22 protein-coding genes are annotated in these 23,857 nt (G+C 68.9%); 14 read left to right on the forward strand and 8 right to left on the reverse strand.

Annotation, left to right across the window (positions count from 1 at the left end):
* Positions 1-4: 4 nt before the first annotated feature.
* Positions 5-556: a tRNA (adenosine(37)-N6)-threonylcarbamoyltransferase complex ATPase subunit type 1 TsaE gene (tsaE, locus tag R9B84_RS13420; RefSeq protein ID WP_423758302.1), complete on the forward strand. Its 552-nt coding sequence runs from the start codon at positions 5-7 to the stop codon at positions 554-556.
* Positions 538-2,064: an N-acetylmuramoyl-L-alanine amidase gene (locus tag R9B84_RS13425; protein WP_423758303.1), complete on the forward strand. Its 1,527-nt coding sequence runs from the start codon at positions 538-540 to the stop codon at positions 2,062-2,064. The genes tsaE and R9B84_RS13425 overlap by 19 nt, the downstream gene beginning before the upstream one ends.
* Before the next feature lie 54 nt (positions 2,065-2,118).
* On the opposite strand, the gene R9B84_RS13430 is transcribed toward R9B84_RS13425, so the two are convergent.
* Entirely contained in the window at positions 2,119-2,997 is an 879-nt protein-coding gene (locus tag R9B84_RS13430) for an EamA family transporter (RefSeq protein ID WP_423760001.1), read from the reverse strand.
* Positions 2,998-3,245: 248 nt separating this feature from the next.
* Here R9B84_RS13430 and R9B84_RS13435 point away from each other — a divergent pair, with 248 nt between their 5' ends.
* Both R9B84_RS13435 and trxA read left to right on the forward strand, forming a co-directional pair.
* The gene (locus tag R9B84_RS13435; protein WP_423758304.1) at positions 3,246-4,127 is read left to right on the forward strand and encodes a pirin family protein; all 882 of its coding nucleotides are present in this window, start codon (positions 3,246-3,248) and stop codon (positions 4,125-4,127) included.
* Positions 4,128-4,179: 52 nt separating this feature from the next.
* Positions 4,180-5,028 (forward strand): thioredoxin, encoded by an 849-nt coding sequence (gene trxA / locus R9B84_RS13440; RefSeq protein WP_423758305.1) that lies wholly within the window; start codon positions 4,180-4,182, stop codon positions 5,026-5,028.
* Positions 5,029-5,126: 98 nt separating this feature from the next.
* Here trxA and tcdA read toward each other — a convergent pair whose 3' ends face one another.
* Entirely contained in the window at positions 5,127-5,984 is an 858-nt protein-coding gene (tcdA, locus tag R9B84_RS13445; RefSeq protein WP_065499336.1) for a tRNA cyclic N6-threonylcarbamoyladenosine(37) synthase TcdA, read from the reverse strand.
* A gap of 128 nt (positions 5,985-6,112) precedes the next feature.
* On the opposite strand from tcdA, the gene pdxH reads away from it, so the two are divergent.
* The 3 genes from pdxH to R9B84_RS13460 all read left to right on the forward strand — a co-directional run bounded on the left by pdxH (position 6,113) and on the right by R9B84_RS13460 (position 9,420).
* Positions 6,113-6,757 (forward strand): pyridoxamine 5'-phosphate oxidase, encoded by a 645-nt coding sequence (pdxH, locus tag R9B84_RS13450; protein WP_047898875.1) that lies wholly within the window; start codon positions 6,113-6,115, stop codon positions 6,755-6,757.
* Between the two features lie 120 nt (positions 6,758-6,877).
* Positions 6,878-8,098 (forward strand): class I SAM-dependent methyltransferase, encoded by a 1,221-nt coding sequence (locus tag R9B84_RS13455; RefSeq protein WP_423758306.1) that lies wholly within the window; start codon positions 6,878-6,880, stop codon positions 8,096-8,098.
* A gap of 23 nt (positions 8,099-8,121) precedes the next feature.
* Positions 8,122-9,420 carry a DUF72 domain-containing protein gene (locus R9B84_RS13460; RefSeq protein ID WP_423758307.1) on the forward strand — a complete coding sequence of 433 codons (1,299 nt, stop codon included), beginning with the start codon at positions 8,122-8,124 and terminating at the stop codon, positions 9,418-9,420.
* A 24-nt stretch (positions 9,421-9,444) separates the two neighbouring features.
* On the opposite strand, the gene msrA is transcribed toward R9B84_RS13460, so the two are convergent.
* Positions 9,445-10,005 carry a peptide-methionine (S)-S-oxide reductase MsrA gene (gene msrA, locus R9B84_RS13465; RefSeq protein WP_423758308.1) on the reverse strand — a complete coding sequence of 187 codons (561 nt, stop codon included), beginning with the start codon at positions 10,003-10,005 and terminating at the stop codon, positions 9,445-9,447.
* 579 nt (positions 10,006-10,584) lie between these two features.
* Between msrA and R9B84_RS13470 the strand changes: the two genes are divergently transcribed.
* The 3 genes from R9B84_RS13470 (at position 10,585) to R9B84_RS13480 (ending at position 13,488) form a co-directional block, all read left to right on the forward strand.
* Positions 10,585-11,991, forward strand: a complete 1,407-nt coding sequence (locus R9B84_RS13470) for a selenium-binding protein SBP56-related protein (RefSeq protein WP_423758309.1) — start codon at positions 10,585-10,587, stop codon at positions 11,989-11,991.
* Complete coding sequence (locus tag R9B84_RS13475) at positions 11,988-12,653, forward strand: hypothetical protein (RefSeq protein ID WP_423758310.1); 666 nt, start codon at positions 11,988-11,990, stop codon at positions 12,651-12,653. Before R9B84_RS13470 ends, R9B84_RS13475 begins: the two co-directional genes overlap by 4 nt.
* Positions 12,654-12,978: 325 nt before the next feature.
* Positions 12,979-13,488 (forward strand): flavin reductase family protein, encoded by a 510-nt coding sequence (locus tag R9B84_RS13480; RefSeq protein ID WP_423758311.1) that lies wholly within the window; start codon positions 12,979-12,981, stop codon positions 13,486-13,488.
* On the opposite strand, the gene R9B84_RS13485 is transcribed toward R9B84_RS13480, so the two are convergent.
* Positions 13,475-13,975, reverse strand: coding sequence for an Lrp/AsnC family transcriptional regulator (locus tag R9B84_RS13485; RefSeq protein ID WP_006477992.1), 501 nt, complete (start codon positions 13,973-13,975; stop codon positions 13,475-13,477). The two genes, R9B84_RS13480 and R9B84_RS13485, sit on opposite strands and share 14 nt — an antisense overlap.
* A gap of 130 nt (positions 13,976-14,105) precedes the next feature.
* Here R9B84_RS13485 and kynB point away from each other — a divergent pair, with 130 nt between their 5' ends.
* From kynB to kynA, 3 genes are all read left to right on the forward strand, one after another.
* Positions 14,106-14,747 carry an arylformamidase gene (kynB, locus tag R9B84_RS13490; RefSeq protein WP_423758312.1) on the forward strand — a complete coding sequence of 214 codons (642 nt, stop codon included), beginning with the start codon at positions 14,106-14,108 and terminating at the stop codon, positions 14,745-14,747.
* A 25-nt stretch (positions 14,748-14,772) separates the two neighbouring features.
* A complete protein-coding gene (gene kynU, locus R9B84_RS13495) occupies positions 14,773-16,026 on the forward strand; it encodes a kynureninase (protein ID WP_423758313.1) in 1,254 nt (417 codons plus the stop codon).
* A 92-nt stretch (positions 16,027-16,118) separates the two neighbouring features.
* Positions 16,119-17,045, forward strand: a complete 927-nt coding sequence (gene kynA / locus R9B84_RS13500) for a tryptophan 2,3-dioxygenase (RefSeq protein ID WP_423760002.1) — start codon at positions 16,119-16,121, stop codon at positions 17,043-17,045.
* Between the two features lie 21 nt (positions 17,046-17,066).
* Here kynA and R9B84_RS13505 read toward each other — a convergent pair whose 3' ends face one another.
* The 4 genes from R9B84_RS13505 to mdlC all read right to left on the reverse strand — a co-directional run bounded on the left by R9B84_RS13505 (position 17,067) and on the right by mdlC (position 22,778).
* Positions 17,067-18,464: an MFS transporter gene (locus R9B84_RS13505; RefSeq protein WP_423758314.1), complete on the reverse strand. Its 1,398-nt coding sequence runs from the start codon at positions 18,462-18,464 to the stop codon at positions 17,067-17,069.
* Between the two features lie 266 nt (positions 18,465-18,730).
* Positions 18,731-19,675, reverse strand: coding sequence for a ketopantoate reductase family protein (locus tag R9B84_RS13510; protein ID WP_423758315.1), 945 nt, complete (start codon positions 19,673-19,675; stop codon positions 18,731-18,733).
* 14 nt (positions 19,676-19,689) lie between these two features.
* On the reverse strand, positions 19,690-21,141 hold the full coding sequence (locus tag R9B84_RS13515) for an aldehyde dehydrogenase (protein ID WP_423758316.1): 1,452 nt from the start codon (positions 21,139-21,141) through the stop codon (positions 19,690-19,692).
* A 29-nt stretch (positions 21,142-21,170) separates the two neighbouring features.
* Positions 21,171-22,778 carry a benzoylformate decarboxylase gene (gene mdlC / locus R9B84_RS13520; RefSeq protein WP_423758317.1) on the reverse strand — a complete coding sequence of 536 codons (1,608 nt, stop codon included), beginning with the start codon at positions 22,776-22,778 and terminating at the stop codon, positions 21,171-21,173.
* A 99-nt stretch (positions 22,779-22,877) separates the two neighbouring features.
* Between mdlC and R9B84_RS13525 the strand changes: the two genes are divergently transcribed.
* On the forward strand, positions 22,878-23,789 hold the full coding sequence (locus R9B84_RS13525) for a LysR family transcriptional regulator (RefSeq protein WP_423758318.1): 912 nt from the start codon (positions 22,878-22,880) through the stop codon (positions 23,787-23,789).
* Positions 23,790-23,857 lie beyond the last annotated feature (68 nt).

Consider the following 23,857-nt stretch of genomic DNA (forward strand, 5'->3'; position numbering starts at 1 on the left):
GAGAATGCCAGCCACGTCCCATACGCCTCATGCCATCACGCTGCCAGCCCCGTTCGCGGAGCGCGTGATCGCACTCGCCGACGAAGCGGCGACCGAGGCCTTCGGCACCCGCTTCGCGCACGCGCTCGACGCGGCGCGCCTCGATCTCGCCCGCGCACACGCGTTCGACGGGCTGCAGATCCAGCTGGTCGGCGATCTCGGCGCGGGCAAGACGAGCCTCGTGCGCGCGATCCTGCGCGGCCTCGGCCACCAGGGACGCGTGCGCAGCCCGACCTATACGCTCGTCGAGCCGTACGCGCTCGAACGCAGCGATGGGGAACTCGAGGTCTATCACTTCGATCTGTATCGATTCAACGATCCGGCCGAATGGTCCGATGCAGGCTTTCGCGAATATTTCAATTCCAGCGCGATCTGCCTCGTCGAATGGCCGCAACAGGCGGGCGCGCTGCTCGGCGTGCCCGATCTGGTTTTCTCGCTCGACGTGGATGGCGAAGGCCGTGCCCTCACCGTCCGGGCGTACAGCGCTTCAGGAAAGGCATGTCTCGAAAGATGTTGATCAAACCGTTCCGCTCGATCGAATCGGCGGCCACCGCGACGCATAACTGGCGGCGCCGCCAGATCCTGTGCGCGGGCGCGTCGACGCTGGTGCTCGGTCTCGTCGCGCCGCGGCTCGCGCACGCATCGTCGGTGCTCGGCGTGCGCGTATGGCCCGCACGCGATTACACGCGCGTCACGATCGAATCCGACCAGCCGCTGCAGAATAGCCAACAACTGCTGCAGGGGCCCGACCGTCTCGTCGTCGACCTGAACGGCCTCGATCTCGACCAGGCGCTGCGCGACCTCGTATCGAAGATCGCGCCGAACGATCCACAGATCCAGTCGGTGCGCGTCGGCCAGTATCAGCCGCACGTCGTGCGGATGGTGTTCGACCTGAAAGGCTCGGTGAAGCCGCAGGTGTTCACGCTGCCGCCGGTCGGCACCTACAAGTACCGGCTCGTGTTCGACCTGTATCCGGCCGTCGCGCCCGATCCGCTGACCGACCTGATCGCGCAGACTGAGCGCAAGGAACAGGCGCTCAACGACACGGCGCGCGCGCAGCAGATGCAGCCGCCGAGCGCCCTGAACGGGCCGGCGACGCCGCCCGTCGCGGGCCACGACAACAGCGACGCGTTCTTCCAGCGCTTCGCGCAGAACACGCCGGCCACACCGCACACGCCGCCCGCCGCGGCCACGCCTTCGACGCCCGCGAAGCCGGCGGTCAAGCCGCCGCCCGTCATCGCGCGCCGCGACGACAGCGACGACGACGGCGACACCTACAAATTCACCGCGCCGAAATCCGGCAAGGGCGGCACCGTGCGCCTGCTGACGGTCGCGATCGATCCGGGCCACGGCGGCGAGGATCCGGGCGCGATCGGCGGCGGCGGCACGTACGAGAAGCACATCGCGCTCGACATCGCGAAGAAGCTGCGCGCGAAGATCGACGGCGCACCGAACATGCGCGCGATGATGACGCGCGACGCCGATTTCTTCGTGCCGCTGAACGTGCGCGTGCAGAAGGCGCGCCGCGTCGGCGCCGATCTCTTCGTGTCGATCCACGCGGATGCGTTCACGACGCCGTCCGCGCGCGGCTCGTCGGTGTTCGCGCTGTCCGACCACGGCGCGACGAGCGCCGCGGCGCGCTGGATGGCCAACAAGGAAAATTCGTCCGACCTGATCGGCGGCATCAACATCAAGACGGCGGACGCGGCCGTGAACCGCGCGCTGTTCGACATGTCGACGACCGCGCAGATCCGCGACTCGCTGCGCTACGGCAACTACGTGCTGAAGGAAGTCGGCGGCATCAACAAGCTGCACAAGGGCTCGGTCGAGCAGGCCGGGTTCGCGGTGCTGAAGGCGCCCGACATTCCATCGATCCTCGTCGAGACCGCGTTCATCAGTAACCCGGAAGAAGAGAGCCGGCTCAACGACGACAGCTATCGCGACCAGATGGCCGACGCGATCTTCCGCGGCATCAAGCGTTATTTCGCCGCGAATCCGCCGCTCGCGAAGAACCGGATGGCCTGACGGCCGTACCCGGCCACCCCACCCCGCCGCCGGCACGCAGCGCGTGCCGGCGCGTCACGACACCGCGACGCGGCGCATCAGTTTCCCGCCGAACACGTTCACCGCGAGCCCGCCCATCACGAGCGCCGTGCCGATCAACTGCGCGTGCGTCAGGTGCTCGTCGAGCAGCAGCGCCGACGACGCGAGGCCGACGATCGGCACCAGCAGCGAGAACTGCGCGACCTGCGCGGCCGGGTAACGCGACAGCAGGCGGCTCCATAGCCCGTAGCCGAGCAGCGTCGCGACGAACGCGAGATAAACGACCGCGAAGATCGACGCGCCGTTCAGCCCGGCGAGCGCGGTCGCGATCCGCTGCGGCCCTTCGAACCACAGCGACAGCAGGAAAAACGGCACGGGCGGCACGAGGCTCGCCCACACGACGAGCGACACGAGGTTCGCTTTCCCGACCTTCTTCGTGACGATGTTGCCGACCGCCCACATCGCGGCCGAGCAGATCGTCAGCAGGAAGCCCGCGAGCGTCATCGCGCGGCCGCCCTGCGCCGCGATCACGACGAGCCCGCCCGCGGCGATCGCGAGCCCGACCAGGTTCTGCACGCGCAGCCGCTCGCCGAGGAACAGCATCGCGAACACGAGCGTGAAGAACGCCTGCGACTGCAGCACGAGCGATGCGAGGCCGGCCGGCATGCCGACGTACATGCCGGTAAACAGGAACACGAACTGGCCGAGCTGGATCGTCGCGCCGTACAGCACCAGCAGGCGCCACGGAATCTGCGGCCGGCGCACGAAGAACACCGCGGGCACGGCCGCGAGCGTAAAGCGCAGCGCGCCGAGCAGCATCGGCGGCATCCCGTGCAGGCCGACCTTGATCACGACGAAGTTCACGCCCCACGCCAGGATCACGACCAGCGCGAGCAGCAAGTCCTTCGGGGCCATCATCGGCGTCTCCTCGATTGTCGAATCGTTGTCCAAGTGCCCCCAGCCCTGTCGCTTCGCGCCAGTGCCCTCGAGGGGGGTCAAGAAAACCTGGGGCAGTCCGGCGTTTTCTTGAGAAGCCGGTCAGTCTACCGGGGATTCGTCGCGGGGCCGGATACCCGTGCGGGGCGCATGGAATCGGCCATGCGCGTCGATCGCGTGCGGCCAGTACAATGACCCGCATCCCCCGCCGCCCCACAGGACCCGCCATGACCGCCTCGATCAAAGCCCTGCTGAAGCCGCATGTGCGCGACATCGGCAACCTGCAGGTGCGCCGCACGCTGCCCGCGCTCGCCGCGCGCCTCGTCGGCCCGTTCATCTTCTTCGATCACATGGGGCCCGCCACGCTGCCAGCCGGCACGGGGCTCGACGTGCGCCCGCATCCGCATATCGGGCTTGCGACCGTCACCTACCTGTTCGATGGCGCGATCCTGCACCGCGACAGCCTCGGCTCGCGGCAGGAAATCGTGCCGGGCGACGTGAACTGGATGACGGCCGGCCGCGGGATCGTCCATTCCGAACGCACGCCCGACGCGCAGCGCGCAACCGGCCACACCGTGCACGGCATCCAGACCTGGGTCGCGCTGCCGCGCGCGCACGAAACCACCGAGCCGTCGTTCGAGCACCATGCGGCCGATACGCTGCCGAAACGCGACGAACACGGCGTGTCGCTGACGGTGATCGCCGGCGATGCGTTCGGGCTGCGTTCGCCGGTCACGACGTTCTCGCGCACGCTGTATGTCGCGGCCGAATTCGCGGCCGGCGGCCGCATCGAACTCGACGCGTCGCACGAGGAGCGCGCGGTCTACATGGTCGACGGCGATCTCGCGATCGACGGCACGCCGGTTCCGGCCGAGCAGATGGCCGTGCTCGCGCCGGGCGCGACGGTCACGCTGACGAGCGGCAGCGGCGCGCGCGCGATGCTGCTCGGCGGCGACAAGATCGACGGCGAACGCTTCATCGAATGGAATTTCGTCGCGAGCAGCCGCGACGCGATCGCGCGCGCAAAGGAAGCCTGGACGCGCCAGGAAATGGGCAAGGTGCCGGGCGAGACCGAGTGGATTCCGCTGCCCGAGTCGAAGCCGCGTTGAAAAAGGGGCGCGCCGGCCCCATCCTGACGATATTCGAACCGAAGAGAACGACATGGACACCACGCTTGCCACATTCGAGAAAGACGTCATCGAGGCGTCGCTGGACACGCCCGTGCTGGTCGACTTCTGGGCGCCGTGGTGCGGCCCCTGCAAGACGCTCGGCCCGCTGCTCGAAAAACTCGAAGCCGATTACGAAGGCCGCTGGAAGCTCGTGAAGGTCAACGTCGACGAGAACCAGGAACTCGCCGCGCACTTCCAGACGCGCAGCATTCCGCACGTGATCGCGTTCGCGGACGGGCGCCCGGTCGACCAGTTCGTCGGCGTGCTGCCCGAAGGCCAGTTGCGCGCGTTCCTCGACCGGCTGCTGCCGGCGCCCGAGGAAGCCGAACGCCGCGCCGCGCAGTACGCGATGGCCGAATCGCGCTACGACGACGCGCTCACGCACCTCGAAGCGGCGCTCGCGCTGAACCCCGGTTTCGACGACGCGCGGCTCGACCTGATCGACCTGCTGCTCGCGAACAACCAGGTCGAAGTCGCGCGCGCCGAGGCCGAGCGGCTGTCGCCGCAGATCGTGGAAGGCGGCGATCCGCGCTACCAGGCGATCAAGACCCGTTTCGATGCGCTCGACGCAACGGCCGACCTGCCGCCGACCGACGCGCTCGAAGCACGCATCGCAGCGAACCCCGGCGATCTCGACGCGCGCTTCGACCTCGCGCAGAGCCTGATCGCGCGGCGCGCGTATGAAGGTGCGCTGGAGCAGTTGCTGGAAATCGTGCTGCGCGACCGCGCGTACGGCGACGACCTGGGCCGCAAGACGATGATCTCGGTGTTCGAGCTGGCGGGCGACCGCCCCGATATCGTCGCCGGATGGCGGCGCAAGCTGAGCATGGCGCTCAACTGACGAACGACCGGCCGGGCCCAACGGCCCGGCTGGGTCGCCGTATTGCTGGCAGCGCGTGTCCCGCGCCGCAGCATGAAGCAACGCCCGCGCTTCGCCGCTCAGCCGGCGGCCTGCGCCGCAATCGCGCGCAGCGCATGCGCGGCAGCCGCGAAACCGAAGCTCGCGGTCACGCACACGCTCGAACCGAATCCCGCACAGTTGAGCCCCGCCACATGCGCGGCCGTGGACGGCTCCGCGCCGTCCTCGATGTCGCATGCGGCCGCTTCCGGATAGATCAGCGGCTCGTCCGAATACACGGCGCTGACCTTGAAACGTGCCTTCGGCCCGCGCGGAAAGCCGTGCTGCTTGCGCAACTGCGCGCGCACCTTCGACAGCAATGGATCCTGGATCGTCAGCGCGAGATCGTCGATGCGGATGCGCGTCGGGTCGAGCTGCCCGCCCGCGCCGCCGACCGTGACGAGCGGCTGCCGCTTCGCGACGCACCATGCGATCAGCGCAACTTTCGTGCGCACGCTGTCGATCGCGTCGATCACGTAGTCGAAACCGCCGCCGAGCAGCGCGTCGAAGTTGTCGGGCTCGGCGAAATCCTCGACCCGGTTCACGCGGCACGCGGGATCGATCAGCGCGATCCGCTCGGCCATCGCGTCGACCTTCGGCTTGCCGTAATTGCCGTCGAGCGCATGGATCTGCCGGTTCGTATTGCTTTCCGCGACGTTGTCGAGATCGATCAGCGTCAGCGTGCCGATCGCGCTGCGCGCGAGCGCCTCGGCCGTCCACGACCCGACGCCGCCGATCCCGATCACCGCGACATGCGCACGCTCGAAAGCAGCCGCCGCCGGCGCGCCGTACAGCCGCGCGACGCCACCGAAACGCCGCTCTCGATCCACGTCAAGCTGGATTTTCGGGCTCGGGGTAAGATCAGAAGAACTGGGCGGGGCAGCGTCGGCGGTGGACATGGCAGCAAGGAAAACGTAAGTCGAGCAGCCCTCTATTTTGCCTGAACTCCCCGCTCGCACGCGCCACTGTGCACGCACGTTTCTCGCGCGTTGGCTACAATGGTTCCAGATTGAAGCGTTTGCATAACATGACGACTCTCGCCGATCTCCGCATCAACTATTCACGTGCTTCGCTCGACGAAGCCGATGCCGCCCACGACCCCTTTGTCCAGTTCGACCGCTGGTTCAAGGAGGCGCTCGCCGCCCAACTGCCCGAGCCGAACACGATGACGCTCGCGACCGTCGGCGCCGACGGCCGGCCGTCGGCCCGGATCGTGCTCATCAAGGGCGTCGACGAACGTGGGTTCGTCTTCTTTACCAATTACGAAAGCCGCAAGGGGCGCGACCTCGCCGAGCATCCGCAAGCGGCGCTGCTGTTCTACTGGATCGAGCTCGAGCGCCAGGTGCGCATCGAAGGCCGGATCGAGAAAACCAGCGCCGAGGAAAGCGACCGCTATTTCGCGTCGCGCCCGCTCGGCTCGCGCATCGGCGCATGGGCGTCCGAGCAGAGCGCCGTGATCGACAGCCGCGCGACACTCGAAGCGCGCGAACAGGCCGTCAGCGAACGCTACGGCGACAATCCGCCGCGCCCGCCGCACTGGGGCGGCTACCGCCTCGTGCCCGACTCGATCGAGTTCTGGCAGGGCCGCCCGTCGCGGCTGCACGACCGCCTGCTCTATACGCGCGACGCCGACACGTCGCCGGACTGGACGATCTCGCGCCTGTCACCGTAAGCGCGGCGCCGGCACACGCCGGTCGTGTCTCGTATTGCATCCGGGCGCCCGCGTCGCAAGCGGCGAGCGCCGTCAAGATACTTGGCTGTATTCGATTCAACGAACAAACGGAGAATCCAAATGTTCTGGGAAAAGAAGCTGGCACAGTGGGCGGACGAAGTACGGGCGAAAGCGAACATACCGGCACGCCTGGTGCTGTGGAACGGCGACCAACTCGATTTCGGCACCTTCAGCGCGCCGCAGGTCACGCTGAAGGTGAACAGCGCGTCGGCATTGCCGCTGCTGCTCGAACCGAGCCTCGACAATCTCGGCGAGGCGTACGTGAAGGGCAAGATCGACATCGAGGGCAAGGTGTCGGACATCATCAACATCAGCTACTCGCTCGCGCGCAGCACGGTGACGAGCGCGAGCAAGCTCGCGCGCGTGAAGCGCTACTTCAGCCACACGAAGAACACCGACAGGAAGGCGATCCAGTATCACTACGACGTCTCGAACGAGTTCTACAAGCTGTGGCTCGACGAGAACATGGTGTACTCGTGCGCGTACTTCGAGAACGGCGACGAAGATCTTGCCACCGCGCAGATCAAGAAGATCGACCATATCCTGACGAAGATCCAGTTGCAGCCGGGCCAGCGCCTGCTCGACATCGGCTGCGGCTGGGGTGCGCTCGTGCTGCGCGCCGCGCAAAAGTTCGGCGCGACGTGTCTCGGCGTAACGCTGTCGCAGAACCAGTTCGACCTCGCAACCGCGCGCGTGAAGGCCGCGGGATTGGAAGACAAGATCGAGATCCGCCTGCAGGACTACCGCGAGATCGACGGCCAGTTCGATCGCATCACGAGCGTCGGGATGTTCGAGCACGTCGGCCGCAAGAACCTGCCGCTGTACTTCTCGCGGCTGCGCGAACTGCTCGCCGACGACGGCATCGCGATGAACCACGGGATCACGTCGACCGACGCGGAAAGCGGCGAAACGGCGCTCGGCGGCGGCGAGTTCATCGATCGCTACGTGTTCCCGGACGGCGAGCTGCCGCACATCAGCCTCGCGATCGAAGCGGCGCAGCGCGGCGGGCTGGAAGCGGTTGACGTCGAAAGCCTGCGGCGGCACTATGCGCGCACGCTCGATATCTGGGCGGAAAACTTCGAGGCGAAGGCCGAGGAAGCGCGAAAACTCGTCGACGATGAAAAATTCCGCATCTGGCGCGTGTATCTCGCCGGCTGCGCGTATGCATTCGAGCACGACGACGTGTCGATCTTCCAGATCGTGTGCCGCAAGGCCGGACGCAGCGCGAAAACGCTGCCGTGGTCGCGGCGCTATATGTACGAACACGCGCTGCCGCGCTAGGCGGCGCTTCACGCTGGGCATGCATGGGTGACGGCAGGACGCGGCGCAAGGCGCCGCCGGAACGACAGCGGCACGACGACACGGACGGGTCGCACGCCGACGGACAATTCGACCTGTTCGGCGTGCCGGCGGACGCCGCACGCGCGTCGCCGCCCGCGGACGACACACCCGCTGCAAACGCCGATGAACGCGTGACGTCGAACCCGCATGACGATGCGCGGCAGGCGCCGCCCGCCCGCGCAGCCTCCCGCTCTTCCGACGACGCACCGCCGCCCGCGTCCGGCCAGCTGTGGGACGAACCGTCTCCGCCGGCCGCGCCGCCGAAGCAAGGCCGGCGCCGGCGCGGCGTGCTGCCCGCGCCGATCGCGGCGGACGTCGCCGACGCCGCGGCCGGCCTGCCGCCGAATGTCCGGCTCGGCACGTCGTCGTGGTACTTCCCCGGCTGGAACGGCATCGTCTACGACGGCGATTTCGCGCAGACGAAACTGTCGCGCGAAGGGCTCGAGGCATACGGCGCGCATCCGCTATTGAAGAGCGTGAGTCTCGACCGGTCGTTCTACGGCCCGCTGTCCGTCGCCGACTACCTGCGCTACGCGCAGCAGGTGCCCGACGATTTCCGCTTCGTCGTGAAGGCGCCGGCCTCCGTGACCGACGCGGTCGTGCGCGGCCGGCGCGGCGAACCGTCGGGACCGAACCCGACCTTCCTCGACGCGCAGCTCGCCACCCGGGAATTCGTGCAGCCATGCGTCGAAGGGCTCGGCCGGAAGGCCGGCGTGCTCGTGTTCCAGTTCTCGCCGCTGCCCGATCATCTGCTCGCCGAACCGGCCGCGCTGATCGACCGGCTCGCCGCGTTCTTCGCGGCGCTGCCGCCGCTGCCGCCGGAAGCCGACGGCCCGCGCTACGCGATCGAGATCCGCGACGCGAGCCTGCTCACGCCGCGCTTCATCCGCGCGCTCGCCGCGCTCGGCGTGCGCTACTGCGTCGGCCTGCACGCGCGAATGCCCGACCCGCTGCGCCAGGCCGCCGCGCTCGCGCTGCTCGACGGCGACGCGCCGGGCCCGCTGATCGTGCGCTGGAGCCTGCACGGCGGCTTCAAGTACGAACAGGCGAAAGCGAAGTACGAACCGTTCGACAAGCTCGTCGACGAGGATCCGGCCACCCGCTCGGCGCTCGCCGAACTGGCCGCGCGCTATGCGCTGGCCGGGCAGCCGGTGATCATCACGATCAACAACAAGGCGGAAGGCTCCGCGCCGCTGTCGTGCATCGCGCTCGCGCGCGAGATCGCCGCCGCGTGCGCGCAGTGGCGCAACGAGGCAGCTTAGGGCCGGTTCCCGCCGGTCACGCGCTTACGCGCCGCGCAGCGACTTCAGCCGGTGCGAGAATTTCTGCCGGAATTTCGCGAGCTTCGGCCCGATCACGACCGAGCAGTAGCCCTGCCCCGGGTTACGCGCGTAATAGTTCTGGTGATAGTCCTCGGCCGGCCAGTAGTTGCCGTCGAGCGGCACGACCTGCGTGACGATCGGCTGCCCGAACACCTGCTCGCGCTTCAGCTCGCGGATCACGTCCAGCGCAGTGTCGCGCTGCGCATCCGAATGCGTGAACACGACCGACCGGTACTGCGTGCCGGCGTCGTTGCCCTGCCGGTTCAACTGGGTCGGATCGTGCGTCGCGAAGAAGATCTCGAGGATCTCGCGATAGCCGATGCGCGCGGGATCGAACGTCACGTTGACGACTTCCGCGTGGCCCGTGTCGCCTTCGCATATGTCGCGATAGCCGGGATTGCGCGTGTGCCCGCCCGCGTAGCCCGACTGGACGGCCATCACGCCGTCGACGTCGAGAAACACGGCCTCCGTGCACCAGAAACACCCGCCTCCCAACGTCGCGGTTTCAAGCATTTCGTTCACCATGAAATCAGACCCTCGTTGATGACAGCGGCCGGCACGCAGGTGCCGGCGCCACCGTTCCGTCTCGCCGCTGCGCGTCCGTGGTACGGGACGCAGCGGCACTTCGGCAAGTATCTCACTCGCGCGCGAACCTGGCAGATCGCACAGGTGCCGCGCGCGTCCGGCCGCTCGTTTCTCGACTACACTTAGGCACGCGTGACGCGACGGCAAACCGTCCGGCCACGCAAAGCGTCCGATGCACGCCCGCCCCTGATGTACCCATCATCTGCCGGAACATCGATATGCACGTCTTGACAGACATCGCCCGCGTCGCGGGCCCGGTCGCCGCCACGTCGCGAGCCGACGCTTCCCCTTCACCATCGCGATGTCGCGCGCCCGTGTCACTCCGGGCGCGGCGATCCGGTACATCGTCTTCACCCGCTTTCACGATCTGATGCACGGCGCCGCGCGTGTCGCCAACGCGTGCGTCCGCCTGCCGATCGCTCCCGCCGGCGTGATTCGCGCCGCGCGGCAACCCCGACCCGCACGCCCGCATCGCACGGCCGTGCGTCCGTGATCCGATACCACCGAGAGGGCAATACCATGAGCATGCGGCCTGACCCGACGTTTCACGCTTCGCCGGAGCTTGCGATGCAGGCGCCGGCGGAAGAATTTGCCTATACGTTGTTGCTGAGCCCCGATTTTTCCAGACCCGACGCGCTTGCCGTGATCGACGTGAAGCCCGGCTCGTCGACCTACGGAAAGATCGTGCACACGGTGACGATGCCGAACACCGGCGACGAGTTTCACCACTTCGGCTGGAATGCGTGTTCGTCGGCGCTGTCGCCGCTGACCGGCCATGCGTTCCTCGAACGCCGCTTCCTGATCATCCCCGGCCTGCGCTCGTCGCGCATCTACGTGATCGACACGAAGCCGCATCCGACGCAGGCGCGCATCCACAAGATCATCGAACCCGACGAGATCTTCGCGAAGACCGGTTATTCGCGGCCGCACACCGTTCACTGCGGCCCCGAGGGCATCTACGTGAGCACGCTCGGTGGCGCGGGCAAGGACGGCACCGACGGCGCGCCCGGCATCTTCATCATGGATTGCGAAAGCTTCGACGTGCTCGGCCGCTGGGAAATCGATCGCGGCCCGCAGGACAAGCACTACGATTTCTGGTGGAACCTGCCGCGCGACTACATGGTGTCGAGCGAATGGGCGCTGCCGCCGCAATTCGAGAACGGCATCGTGCCCGAGGACCTGCTCGCGAACAAATACGGGCACCGGCTGCATTTCTGGGACCTGCGCGCACGGCGCAACGTGCAGACGATCGATCTCGGCGCGCAGCACCAGATGGCGCTCGAAGTGCGGCCCGCGCACGACCCGGTGCGCGAATACGGATTCGTCGGCGTCGTGGTCGATACGACGAATCTCGAAGGCTCGATCTGGACCTGGTGGCGCGAGGACGGCAAGTTCCATGTGAAGAAGACCGCGACGATCCCGCCCGAACCGGCCGCGGCCGACGAACTGCCGCCGCTGCTGAAAGCGTTCGGCGCGGTGCCGCCGCTCGTGACCGACATCGACCTGTCGCTCGACGACCGCTTCCTCTACGTGTCGTGCTGGGGCACCGGCGAGATGCGCCAGTACGACGTGTCGGATCCGCATAACCCGGTGCTCGCGGGGTCGGTGCGGATCGGCGGCATCGTGCGCCGCGCGCCGCACACCAACGGCCGCGCATTCGCGGGCGGCCCGCAGATGGTCGAGATCAGCCGCGACGGCCGGCGCGTGTACTGGACCAACTCGCTCTATTCGACGTGGGACGACCAGTTCTATCCGGACGGCGTGCCGGCCGCGCAGGTGCTCGCGCACGCGGGGCCGGACGGCGGGCTGACGCTCGCCGACGATTACTGGGTCGAGTTCCCCGACGGCTATCGCGCGCACCAGATCCGGCTCGAAGGCGGCGACTGCTCGACCGACTCGTTCTGCTATCCGTCGGTCAAGCGTTGAACACCGGACTTCACGCGCAGTTCGCGCTGTGGGCGGCCGTGCTCGCGAGCGGCGTGTATCACGGGCTCAACCCCGCGATGGGCTGGCCGCTCGCGGTGTCGAACGCGCTGATGACGCGCCGCGGCGGCGCGCTCGTCGCGGCGCTCGGCTATCTCGCGCTCGGCCATGCGCTCGCGGTATTCGCGGTGATGCTGCCGTTCGGGCTGCTCGCCGCGCTGCTCGCGTGGCAGTCGGCGATCCGGATCGGCGCGAGCGCGCTCGTGATCGGCTTCGGCGCCGTGCTGCTGATCCGGCGCCGGCATCCGCGCTCGCTCGCGCGGATCCCGCCGGCGCGGCTCGGCCTGTGGTCGTTCGCGGTCGCGATCGCGCACGGCGCGGGGCTGATGCTGGTGCCGATCTACCTCGGGCTTTGCGGGCTCGACATGGATACCGGCCACCGCGCGGCGGCCACGCTCGTCGATGCGCATCTCGGGATGGCACTCGTCGTCGCGGCCGTGCATGCGGCCGCGATGATCGCCGCCGGCGGCGGGCTCGCGTGGCTCGTGTACCGCTATCTCGGGCTGAAGTTCGTGTCGCGGAGCTGGTTCAATCTCGATGCGGTGTGGGCGTCCAGCCTGATCGTGACGGGTGCGCTGTCGCTCGGACTGGCGGCGACGCGTTAGTGCGATAGCGCGGGAGTCGGCGGCGGGTTGGCGGGTTGGCGGGTTGGCGGATCGACAGCTTGGCGGATCTGCGGCACCGCACAACAACGCGACAGAACGGCCACGCCGACCGCGTGCCATCGTGATCCCGGCATCGCGCCGCAGTGTTCGCTACGTCACGCTATCCCCGCAATGCACCGTCCGGCCGGGCCCGACGGCCCCGATTCCGCTAAAATCGGGCCATGCGCACCACTTCCCAACCGACCGCCTTGTCGCCTTTCGTCCGCCGCGCCCGTCACACCCGCGTCGCGCCGCGCCCGCCCGTTTCGTTCCGGAAGGCCGCCCGATGAGCCGCGCCAACCCGCCGGATTTCGACGCGGCCGCCTTCCGCCAGGCGCTCGGCCAGTTCGCGACGGGCGTGACGGTGATCACGACGCGCGCGCCGTCCGGGCAACTGATCGGCATCACCGCCAGTTCGTTCAACTCGGTATCGCTCGATCCGCCGCTCGTGCTGTGGAGCCTCGCGCACAAATCGGCGTCGACGCCGGTGTTTCGCGGCAACAGTCATTACGTGGTGAACGTGCTTGCGGCGTCGCAGCTCGACCTGTGCAAGCGCTTCTCGACCTACAAGGGCGACCGCTTCGAAGGGATCGCGCACATGGCCGGCAACTCGGGGATGCCCGTGCTCGACGGCGCGCTCGCGTGGTTCGAATGCCACAACCGCAGCCGCTATGACGAAGGCGACCACGTGATCTTCGTCGGCGAAGTGGAACGCTGCGGCGTGCGCGCCGCTTCGGACGAAACGCCGCCGCTCGTGTTCCACGGCGGCGGCTTCCACGGCCTTACACCGCTTTGATCGCGCCCGTGCGCGCCAGCCCGACCGGCGCGCCGGCTTCGTCCTTCAACGTCTGCAGCACGATGTTCGAACGGATGTCCATCACGCCCGGCGCCTTGTAGAGCCGGTTCAGCACGAAATCCGAATAGTGCTTGAGGTTGTGCGCGAGCACGCGCAGCAGATAGTGGCTCTCGCCCGTCACGACGAACGCGCCGACCACCTCCGGCCATTCGCGCAGCGCTTCCGCGAAGCGCTCGTGCCATTGATTCTCTTCGTTGCGCATCGATACCTGCACGAACGCCTCGAGCTCGAAGCCGAGCTTCTCGCGGCTCAGGCACGCGCGATAGTGCTCGATCACGCCCTGCTCCTCGAGCAGGCGCATGCGGCGCAGGCAGGCGGATGGCGAAAGCGAAATCCGTTCCGCCAGGTCGAGATTGCTGATTCTGCCCTCTTCCTGCAGTACCGCCAGAATCCGGCAGTCGGTGGCATCGAGCGTGATCGCGTGCATTTATGGTCCCCGTTTTCCCTCTGAGTCGAATTATCTGCCAATCCGGCGGATTGTCCATGTTTATTTCGCAAGCACTTTCTGCGAGCGTCCACCTATCATTCGAAGCATCGATTCACCGATTCGTCATGCCATGGACACTCTCTGGGACATCTCGCCGCCTGTCAGCCCCGCCACTCCCGTGTGGCCGGGCGATACGCCGGTTTCCGTCGAACGCGTGTGGCGGATGGAGGCCGGCTCGCCGGTCAACGTCGCGCGCCTGACGCTGTCGCCGCATACGGGCGCGCACTGCGACGCGCCGCTGCACTACGACGCCGACGGCGCGCCGATCGGCGCCGTGCCGCTCGACACCTATCTCGGCCCGTGCCGCGTGATCCATTGCATCGGCGCATCGCCCGTCGTGCAGCCGGCCGACGTTGCGGCCGCGCTCGACGGCGTGCCGGCGCGCGTGCTGCTGCGCACCTGTGCGCAAGCGCCGGTCGCGCAATGGGACCCCGATTTCTGCGCAGTCGCGCCTGAAACGATCGACCTGCTCGCCGCGCATGGCGTGAAGCTGATCGGCATCGACACGCCGTCGCTCGACCCGCAGGAATCGAAGACGATGGATGCGCATCACCGCGTGCGTGCGCACCGGATGGCGATCCTCGAAGGCATCGTGCTCGACGACGTGCCGCCCGGCGACTACGAACTGATCGCACTGCCGCTGAAGTTTGCGACGCTCGACGCGAGCCCCGTGCGCGCGGTGCTGCGCGCGCTGCCTACGCGTGCTTCCTGATTACCCCGACCTACGACCCCACATCATGATCAAGACCCGTGAAGACGCACTCGCGCTCGACCGCGACGACCCGCTCGCCCCGCTGCGCGACCAGTTCGCACTGCCCGACGGCGTGATCTACCTCGACGGCAACTCGCTCGGCGCGCAGCCGCGCGCATCGGCCGCCCGCGCGCAGCAGGTGATCGGCGCCGAATGGGGCGAAGGACTGATCCGGAGCTGGAACACGGCCGGCTGGTTCGCGCTGCCGCGCCGTCTCGGCGACAAGCTCGCCACGCTGATCGGCGGCGCGCCCTGCGAAACGGTCGTGACCGACACCATCTCGATCAACCTGTTCAAGCTGCTGTCGGCGATGCTGCGCCACCAGGTCGAGCGCGCGCCCGAGCGCCGCGTGATCGTGTCGGAACGCTCGAACTTCCCGACCGACCTGTATATCGCGCAGGGGCTGATCGAGCAGCTCGGCGGTGGCTACGAACTGCGCCTGATCGACGATCCGGCCGACCTGCCCGACGCGCTCGGCGCGGACACGGCCGTCGCGATGATCACGCACGTGAACTACCGCACCGGCTACATGCACGACATGCCGGCCGTCACGCAACTCGTGCACGACGCAGGCGCGCTGATGCTGTGGGATCTCGCGCACTCGGCCGGCGCGGTGCCGGTCGACCTGAACGGCGCGCGTGCGGACGGCGCGGTCGGCTGCACGTACAAGTACCTGAACGGCGGCCCCGGTTCGCCCGCGTTCGTGTGGGTGCCGCAGCGCCATCACGCGCATTTCTCGCAGCCGCTGTCCGGCTGGTGGGGCCACCGCGCGCCGTTCGCGATGCAGCCGGGCTTCGCGCCCGATCCGGGCATCGCGCGCTTCCTGTGCGGCACGCAGCCGATGGTGTCGATGTCGATGGTCGAATGCGGGCTCGACATCTTCCTGCAGACCGACATGCAGGCGATCCGCCGCAAATCGCTCGCGCTGACCGACGCGTTCATCGCGCTCGTCGAAGCGCGCTGCGCGGGCCTGTCGCTGAAGCTCGTCACGCCGCGCTCGCATCACCAGCGCGGCTCGCAGGCGAGCTTCGAGCATCCGCACGGCTATGAAGTGATGCAGGCGCTGATCGCGCGCGGCGTGATCGGCGACTACCGCGAGCCGTACGTGTTGCGCTTCGGCTTCACGCCGCTTTATGTGCGCTTCGTCGACGTGTGGGATGCCGTCGAGACGCTGCGCGACATCCTGGCCACCGACGCGTGGAAGGCGCTCGAGTTCGCCGAACGCGGCGCGGTGACCTGACCGGCTTTGCCCGGCGCGCGCCGCAGTGACGTGCGGATAACGCGCCGCGCCCCCGTCATTCAATCCTGGAGAAAGTCGTGAATTCTGGTCATATGCAGCCACCCGGCAACGACGCGCCGACGGGCTGCCCGTTCTCGGGCGCACACGCCGCGCAAGCGGCACACGAAGCGCCGCACGTGCCGGGCGATGCCGCCGGTGAAGCCGGCTGGCACAACGCGCAGCTCGATTTCTCGAAGTCGATGAGCTACGGCGACTACCTGTCGCTGAATTCGATCCTCGACGCGCAGCACCCGCTGTCGCCCGATCACAACGAGATGCTGTTCATCATCCAGCATCAGACGAGCGAGCTGTGGATGAAGCTCGCGCTGTTCGAGCTGCGCGGCGCGCTCGACGCGGTGCGCGCCGACGCGCTGCCGCCGGCATTCAAGATGCTCGCGCGCGTGTCGCGCATCCTCGAGCAGCTCGTGCAGGCGTGGAGCGTGCTGTCGACGATGACGCCGTCCGAGTATTCGGCGATGCGGCCGTATCTCGGGCAGTCGTCGGGCTTCCAGTCTTACCAGTATCGCCAGCTCGAATTCCTGCTCGGCAACAAGAACGTGCAGATGCTGCAGCCGCATGCGCACCGGCCCGACATCCTCGAACAGGTGCGCGCGACGCTCGAGGCGCCGTCGCTCTACGACGAGGTCGTGCGCCTGCTCGCACGGCGCGGGTTCCCGATCGCACCGGAGCGGCTCGAGCGCGACTGGACGCAGCCGACGCGGCACGACGAAACGGTCGAAGCCGCGTGGCTCGAGGTGTACCGTCACCCGCAGCAGCACTGGGAACTGTACGAGATGGCCGAGGAACTGGTCGATCTCGAGGATGCGTTCCGCCAGTGGCGCTTCCGTCACGTGACGACCGTCGAACGCATCATCGGCTTCAAGCAGGGCACCGGCGGCACCAGCGGCGCGCCGTATCTGCGCAAGATGCTCGACGTCGTGCTGTTCCCCGAGCTCTGGCACGTGCGCACCACGCTGTAACGCACGCGATGCGCCCGCCCGTCACCCCGACGTGCGGGCCAGCTCCTCCCCTTCACGTGGCAGCGACTGCGCGCGCGACAGCCGCGGAATGTGCCGCCGCACCGCGAGCAGCGCGATGCACACGACGCCCATCGCCGCAGCCAGCATCGTCAGGTACGCGCTCGCGCCGCCCACCGTGATCACGATCGCGCCCGCGAACGCGCTGAGGATCGCGCCGAGCCGGCCGAACGCGAGTGCGCTCGCGGTACCCGTCGCGCGCACTGCGGTCGGGTAGATGTACGCACAAAGCGCATACATCGTCGACTGCACCGCGTTGACGAACAGCCCGTGCAGGCCGAGCCCGACGATCAGCCAGTTCGTGTGGCGGCTCGCATCGACGCCCATCAGCCACACCGCGCTCGCCGCGCCGCCGATGCTGCACAGCGCGAGCGGCCAGCGCGACCCGGCATGCGCGATCGCCCATGCGCACAGCAGCGCGCCGATCACGCCGCCGAGGTTGTACGCGGTGAGCCCCGCACCCGCGACCGACACGCTCAGCCCGCTCGCGGACAGCATCGTCGGCAACCAGCTGAACGCCGCGTAGACAGCCAGCAGACACATGAAGAACGCACACCACAGCGCGATCGTGTCGCGCGCCTGGCCACGCGCGAACAGCGTGCCGAAGCCGCCACGGCCGCCGGGTGCGCGTGCGTCCTTCGTATCGGTGAACACGGTGCCCGGCGCGACCGGCCGCTGCATCCGCGCGAGCAGTGCGCCGAGTTCCGGCCAGCGCGCGGGGCGTCGCGCGAGATAACGCGGCGATTCGGGCAGCGCGCGCACGAGCACGAAACCGAGCACGAGCGGCAGCGCGCCGCCAGCAAAGAACAGCCCGCGCCAGCCGAAGCGCGGCAGCATCTCATGCGCGAACAGCCCGGCCAGCATCCCGCCGAGCGGCACGCAGACGATCGTCGCGGTCACCATCATCGTGCGGCGCCGCGCGGGCGTGTATTCGGCCGTCATCGTCGTGGCCGTCGGCAGCGCGCCGCCGATCCCGAGCCCCGCGCAGAAGCGCAGCATCGCGATTGCCGCGACGTCGGGCGCGAAGCCGATCGCGCAGGTCGCGACGCCGAACAGGAACACGCTGCCGATCACGGCCTGGCGGCGGCCGAAGCGGTCCGCGACGATCCCCGCGCACGCGCTGCCGATGCCCATCCCGATCAGCCCGGCCGCGACGGCCGGCGCGAACGCGCCGCGCGTGATGCCCCATTCGCGGATCAGCACGGGAATCGCGAAACCGATCAACTGGCCGTCGAAACCATCGAGCACGATCGCGAGCGCGGCGAGCAGCACCACGCAGCGCTGCATCGTCGTGAACGGCCCGTCGTCGAGCGTCGTGCCGATGTCGACCGACGGCGGCGGCACGCCGTCGCGCGTGCTCATGCGACCTCCCGTGCGCCGCGCGTCGGCGGCAACATGCGCGAACGGCGCGCGGCAAGACAACGGCATTCGATGGCTTTCATGGTGTCTCCAGTTGCCCGGGCTGGCGCGTGGGCGCGTGCCCGGATCTCGTACTGCGCGGTCGGCCGGCGTCAGCGCATCGGCGCCGGCTCCGGTGTCTTGTCCAACCCGTCTCGATCCGGCGCCATCGTCTGCGTGCGACGCGCTCGTATCGTTACGCGGCGCACGCAGCGCCGCCAGTCTGATGCTCAGTTCATCCGTGCGTCGATCAGCCGGACGAGCGCGAGCAGCGTCTCGGTATGCGGCACCGCGACGCCCGCTTCGCGCGCGGCCGCGACGACCTTGCCGCTGATCGCGTCGATTTCCGTGCGGCGGCCCGCGAGCACGTCCTGCAGCATCGACGGGCGATGGCCGCGATGCTCGCTGATGGCGTGTTCGACGTTGCGCGCAATGCGTTCGCCGTCGACGGCGATCCCCTTCGCGCGGGCAACGGCAGCCGTCTCGGCCGCGATCGCAAGCGCGAGCCGCGGCCCGTCGTGATGGTTGCCGAGTTGGTCGACGGTACAGCCCGTCGCCGCGCACAGCGTGTTGAGCGCCGCGTTGAACGCGACCTTCTCCCAGATCGCGGCCCACACGTCGGCGTCGAGCGTGCATGCGAGCCCCGCGCGCGACAGCGCGTCTGCCACGGCCGTCGCGAACGGGCGTGCCGCGCCGTCGGCCGTCATCATGCGGATCGTGCCCGCACCGTGCGAGCGAACGTGCGCGGGCCCTGCCGCATCGGCCGGCCACGTCGTCACGCCGACCAGGATGCGGTCGAGCGGCACGAACGCATTCAGCGTCTCGACGTTGCCGAGCCCGTTCTGCAGCGTCAGCACGTGCGTGCGCAGCGTCAGCAGCGCGCGCACGCCGTCGAGCGCGGCGCGCGTATGCAGCGATTTCGTGAAAACGATCAGCAGGTCGAACGATGCGTCGGGCGCTGCAGCCGCGCCCGCATTCGCGGCTTCCGGCCGCACCGCCTGCAAAACGCGGATGCGGCGTTCGCCGCGATCGTCGTCGATGCGCAGCCCGTCGCGACGGATCGCATCAAGATGCGCATCGTTCACGTCGATCAGCGTGACGGCCTCGCCGCTTTCGGCCAGCAGCCCGCCGAACAGCGAGCCCATCGCGCCCGCGCCCAGAATTGCGATCCTCATCGTCGGTGGCCTCGTCAGAACGGATAGTGGCGCGGCGCGGTCTGCACGGTGATCCAGCGCAGATCGGTGAACGCCGCGATGCCGGCCTTGCCGCCAAAGTGGCCGAAGCCGCTGTCCTTCACGCCGCCGAACGGCATCTGCGCCTCGTCGTGCACGGTCGGGCCGTTCACGTGACAAATGCCCGATTCGATGCGTGCCGCGACGCGCAGCGCACGCGCGACATCGCGGCTGAACACGGCCGACGACAACCCGAACGCGTTGTCGTTCGCGCAGCGGATCGCAGCCGCCTCGCCGTCGACGCGCACGATGCCCTTCACCGGGCCGAACGATTCCTCCGCATAGATGCGCATCGCCGGCGTCACGCGATCGAGCAGCGTGGCCGGGAACAGCGTGCTGTCGGCCTTGCCGCCGCACAGCAGCGTCGCGCCGTGCGCGAGCGCATCGTCGATCAGCGCGTTGCAGCGCTCGACGGCCTTCATGTCGATCAGCGAGCCGAGTACGACGGGGCCCTTGCGCGGATCGCCGAGCGGCAGCGACGCGGCCTTGTCGGCGAGCTTCGCGACGAATGCATCGGCGATCGATGCGTCGACGATGATCCGCTCGGTCGACATGCAGATCTGCCCGGAATTCGCGAACGCGCCGAACGCGGCCGCCGCGACCGCTGCGTCGAGATCGGCATCGTCGAGCACGACGAACGGCGCCTTGCCGCCGAGCTCCAGCACCGACGGCTTCAGGTGGCGCGCGCATGCTTCGGCGACGATCCTGCCGACGCGCGTCGAGCCGGTGAAATTCACGCGGCGCACGGCCGGATGCGCGATCAATGCATCGACGACGGCACCCGCATCGTCGGGCGCATTCGTCACGAAGTTGACGACGCCCGGCGGCAACCCGGCCTCCTGCAGCGCCTCGACGATCAGCCCGTGCGTGACGGGACACAGCTCCGAGCCCTTCAGCACGACCGTGTTGCCGCATGCGAGCGGCAGCGCGAGCGCGCGAGTTGCGAGAATCACCGGCGCGTTCCACGGCGCGATGCCGAGCACGACGCCGGCCGGCTGCCGCACGCCCATCGCGAGCGAACCGGGCACGTCGGACGGAATCAGTTCGCCGCCGACCTGCGTGGTCAGCGACGCGGCCTCGACGAGCCCGCTCGCGGCAAGGTGCACGTTGAAACCGGCCCACAGCGCGGATGCGCCCGTCTCGGCCGCCATCGCGGCGACGAACTGCTCATGCTTCGCTTCGAGCGCGGCAGCCGCCTTCAGCAATAGCGCACGACGTGCGCCGGGGCCGAGCGCGGCCCATTCGGGAAACGCGCGCGCGGCCGCATCGGCCGCCGCACGCGCATCGTCGACGGTGCACGCGGGCGCCACGGACGCGATTTCGCCGTCGAGCGGGTTGCGGCGCACGAAGGTCGCGCCGCTGGACGAATGGCGGCGTTCGCCGCCGATCAGCATCGATACGGTTTGCATGGAATCTCCGGAAAGACGCGCGTGGCGCGTCAGGCAATCTCGACTTCGACGACGACCGGCGTCGCGGCATGCAGCGCGTCGGTCAGCGTGTCGCGCAGGCGCGCCGCATCGGCGACACGCACGCCGCGGCAGCCCATCCCTTCGCCGAGCGCGACGAAATCCAGGTCGGGCAGATCGGTGCCCTGCACGGGGTCGCCGGGGCCGAAGCCGAACACCGGCGCGAAATCCTGCAGTGCCGCGTAGCGCCGGTTGTTCAGGATCACGAACGTGATCGGCAACTTCAACTGCGCGGCGCTCCACAGTGCCTGGATCGAATACAGGCTCGACCCGTCGCCGATCAGCCCGATCACGCGCCGGCCCGGCTGCGCGAGCGCGACGCCGACGGCGGCCGGCATCCCGTAGCCGAGCCCGCCGCTGTCCATCGTGTAGAACGTGCCGCTGCGCGTGAACGGCAGGTGCTCCTGCATCACGGGCCGCGCGCTCGGCGCTTCCTCGACGACGATGTCCTGCGCGTCGCGCACGTCGGCGAGCGTCTGCAGCGCGAACGCGACCGACATGCGCTCGCCGCCGGCCGGCGCGTCGACGCGTGTGCGCGGCGGGCGCGGCGCAGGCATCGGCCGCTCGGGCGGCGCCGGCCGCGCCAGCAGGTCGCGCGCCGCGAGCCGCAGGTTGCCGACGACCGCATCGCCCGACGGCGTCCACGCGGCAACGCCAGGATCGTCGACGAGCTGCACGAGCGTCGCACCGGGCGGCACGTGCGGGCCGAAGCCTTCGATGTGATAGGTGAACGCGGGCGCGCCGAACGCGAACACGAGGTCGTGCCCGTCGAGCCGCGCGACGATCTTCTCGCGGATCGCGGGCAGGAAGCCGGCGAACAGCGGATGGTCCTCGGGGAAGCTGCAGCGCCCCGACATCGGCGCGACGTACACGCGCGCACGGTGCCGCTCGGCGAGCCGCACGACGTCGTCCCACGCACCCGCGCGATCGACGGCCGCGCCGACCACGAACGCGGGGCGCCGCGCGGCGTCGAGCGCGTCGCCGAGCCGCGCGAGCGCGTCGGGATCGGGCCGCACGACGCTGCTGACGTCGCGCCGCGGCAGCAGCTCGGCCGGCTGATCCCAGTCGTCGACCGGAATCGACACGAACACGGGCCCGCGCGGCTCCTGCATCGCGATGCGGTACGCACGCGCGATCGCGGCCGGCACGTCCTGCGCACGCGCGGGCTCGATGCTCCATTTCACGTACGGTTTCGGCAGCTCGGCGGCCTGGGTCGCGCCGAGGAACGGGTCGAACGGCAAGATCGCGCGCGCCTGCTGGCCTGCGGTGACGATCAGCGGCGTGCGGTTCTTGAACGCGGTAAAGAGATTGCCCATCGCGTTGCCGACGCCCGCCGCCGAATGCAGGTTGACGACCGCCGCATTGCCGGTGGCCTGCGCATGGCCGTCGGCCATCCCGACCACGACGGCCTCGTGCAGGCCGAGCACGTAGCGGAAGTCGGCCGGGAAGTCGCGGAACATCGGCAGCTCGGTCGAGCCGGGATTGCCGAACACGCGGTCGATGCCGAACTGGCGAAGCAGGTCGATGACCGCATCGCGAACGGTGATCGATGCGGCGGATGGGGGCGGATGGCCGGACATGCTCGGGTATCTCCTCGATGGCTTGGCGGTTTCCACAGTATCGAAGTGCAAGCCATTCTCGGATACTGTATTTTTTGCGATAAGCCATTACATTCCGGCATGACTTTCGATCTCCGACAATTGCGCGCCTTCACGACGATCGTCGCGTGCGGCAGCCTCGGCCGCGCGGCCGACGCGCTGCATGTGACGCAACCGGCGCTGAGCCGGATCCTGAAGCGGCTTGAGGACCAGGTCGGCGCGCCGCTGTTCGAGCGCCATTCGAAGGGCGTGCAGCTCACCGCGTTCGGCGACGCGCTGCTGCCGCATGCGACGCTGCTGCAGCACGAGGCCGAGCATGCGCGCGAGGAGCTCGACGCGATGCGCGGGTTCGCGAAGGGCACGATCAAGGTCGGCACCGTGGGCAGCATCGCGAGCCTCGTGCTGCCGGTCGCGGTCGGCCGCGTGCTCGACCGCTGGCCGAACCTGCGCGTCGAGATCCTCGAAGGCGTGTGGGACCGCCTCGCCGACGGGCTGAACAAGCACGAGATCGATCTCGCGCTGTCCGCGCACGGGCCCGACACCGACGAGATCGTCGCGATTCCCGAGTGCCGCTGGGAGGATCGCAGCCATATCGTTGCGGCGCCGCACCATCCGCTGCGCGCGCTCGGCCACGTGCCGACGCTTGCCGATACGCTGCACGCGCGCTGGGCGATCCCGCCGCGCGGCACCGCGCCGTTCGACCACATGCGCGCGACCTTCGACGCACACGGGCTCGCGTTACCCGACATCGCGGTCGAAACGCGCTCGGTCACGACGTTGAAGAGTCTCGTCGCGCATGCCGGTTTCCTGAGCTGGATGGCCGAGCCGATGTACGGCGCCGAGCAGGCCGCCGGCACGATCGACACGCTGCCGGTGCGGGAGGTCGTCGCGGTGCGCACGCTCACCGCGTTCCGGCGCCGCCACGGCATCCTGCCGGGGCCGGCCGGCAAGCTGCTCGACGAACTCGTCGCGCTCACGCGCGAAGGGCGCTGACGCCCTTTCCCGACCGGCCGCCGGTTCGCGCCCCTTCGCCGCCCTTCCCGCGCTGCCCGCACGCCGCC

Source organism: Burkholderia sp. NLJ2 (assembly GCF_049487195.1).
GTDB classification, from domain to species: Bacteria; Pseudomonadota; Gammaproteobacteria; order Burkholderiales; family Burkholderiaceae; genus Burkholderia; species Burkholderia pyrrocinia.

Bases quoted from the DNA above. Each gene is read 5' to 3' on its own strand.
- R9B84_RS13525 (WP_423758318.1), top strand. From the start codon at position 22,878: ATGACTTTCGATCTCCGACAATTGCGCGCCTTCACGACGATCGTCGCG.
- R9B84_RS13430 (WP_423760001.1), bottom strand. From the start codon at position 2,997: ATGGCCCCGAAGGACTTGCTGCTCGCGCTGGTCGTGATCCTGGCGTGG.
- kynA (WP_423760002.1), top strand. From the start codon at position 16,119: ATGCAGCCACCCGGCAACGACGCGCCGACGGGCTGCCCGTTCTCGGGC.
- mdlC (WP_423758317.1), bottom strand. From the start codon at position 22,778: ATGTCCGGCCATCCGCCCCCATCCGCCGCATCGATCACCGTTCGCGAT.
- R9B84_RS13505 (WP_423758314.1), bottom strand. From the start codon at position 18,464: ATGAGCACGCGCGACGGCGTGCCGCCGCCGTCGGTCGACATCGGCACG.
- R9B84_RS13510 (WP_423758315.1), bottom strand. From the start codon at position 19,675: ATGAGGATCGCAATTCTGGGCGCGGGCGCGATGGGCTCGCTGTTCGGC.
- pdxH (WP_047898875.1), top strand. From the start codon at position 6,113: ATGACGACTCTCGCCGATCTCCGCATCAACTATTCACGTGCTTCGCTC.
- R9B84_RS13515 (WP_423758316.1), bottom strand. From the start codon at position 21,141: ATGCAAACCGTATCGATGCTGATCGGCGGCGAACGCCGCCATTCGTCC.
- kynU (WP_423758313.1), top strand. From the start codon at position 14,773: ATGATCAAGACCCGTGAAGACGCACTCGCGCTCGACCGCGACGACCCG.
- kynB (WP_423758312.1), top strand. From the start codon at position 14,106: ATGGACACTCTCTGGGACATCTCGCCGCCTGTCAGCCCCGCCACTCCC.
- msrA (WP_423758308.1), bottom strand. From the start codon at position 10,005: ATGGTGAACGAAATGCTTGAAACCGCGACGTTGGGAGGCGGGTGTTTC.
- trxA (WP_423758305.1), top strand. From the start codon at position 4,180: ATGGACACCACGCTTGCCACATTCGAGAAAGACGTCATCGAGGCGTCG.
- R9B84_RS13470 (WP_423758309.1), top strand. From the start codon at position 10,585: ATGAGCATGCGGCCTGACCCGACGTTTCACGCTTCGCCGGAGCTTGCG.
- R9B84_RS13435 (WP_423758304.1), top strand. From the start codon at position 3,246: ATGACCGCCTCGATCAAAGCCCTGCTGAAGCCGCATGTGCGCGACATC.
- tcdA (WP_065499336.1), bottom strand. From the start codon at position 5,984: ATGTCCACCGCCGACGCTGCCCCGCCCAGTTCTTCTGATCTTACCCCG.
- R9B84_RS13455 (WP_423758306.1), top strand. From the start codon at position 6,878: ATGTTCTGGGAAAAGAAGCTGGCACAGTGGGCGGACGAAGTACGGGCG.
- R9B84_RS13425 (WP_423758303.1), top strand. From the start codon at position 538: ATGTCTCGAAAGATGTTGATCAAACCGTTCCGCTCGATCGAATCGGCG.
- tsaE (WP_423758302.1), top strand. From the start codon at position 5: ATGCCAGCCACGTCCCATACGCCTCATGCCATCACGCTGCCAGCCCCG.
- R9B84_RS13460 (WP_423758307.1), top strand. From the start codon at position 8,122: ATGGGTGACGGCAGGACGCGGCGCAAGGCGCCGCCGGAACGACAGCGG.
- R9B84_RS13480 (WP_423758311.1), top strand. From the start codon at position 12,979: ATGAGCCGCGCCAACCCGCCGGATTTCGACGCGGCCGCCTTCCGCCAG.
- R9B84_RS13485 (WP_006477992.1), bottom strand. From the start codon at position 13,975: ATGCACGCGATCACGCTCGATGCCACCGACTGCCGGATTCTGGCGGTA.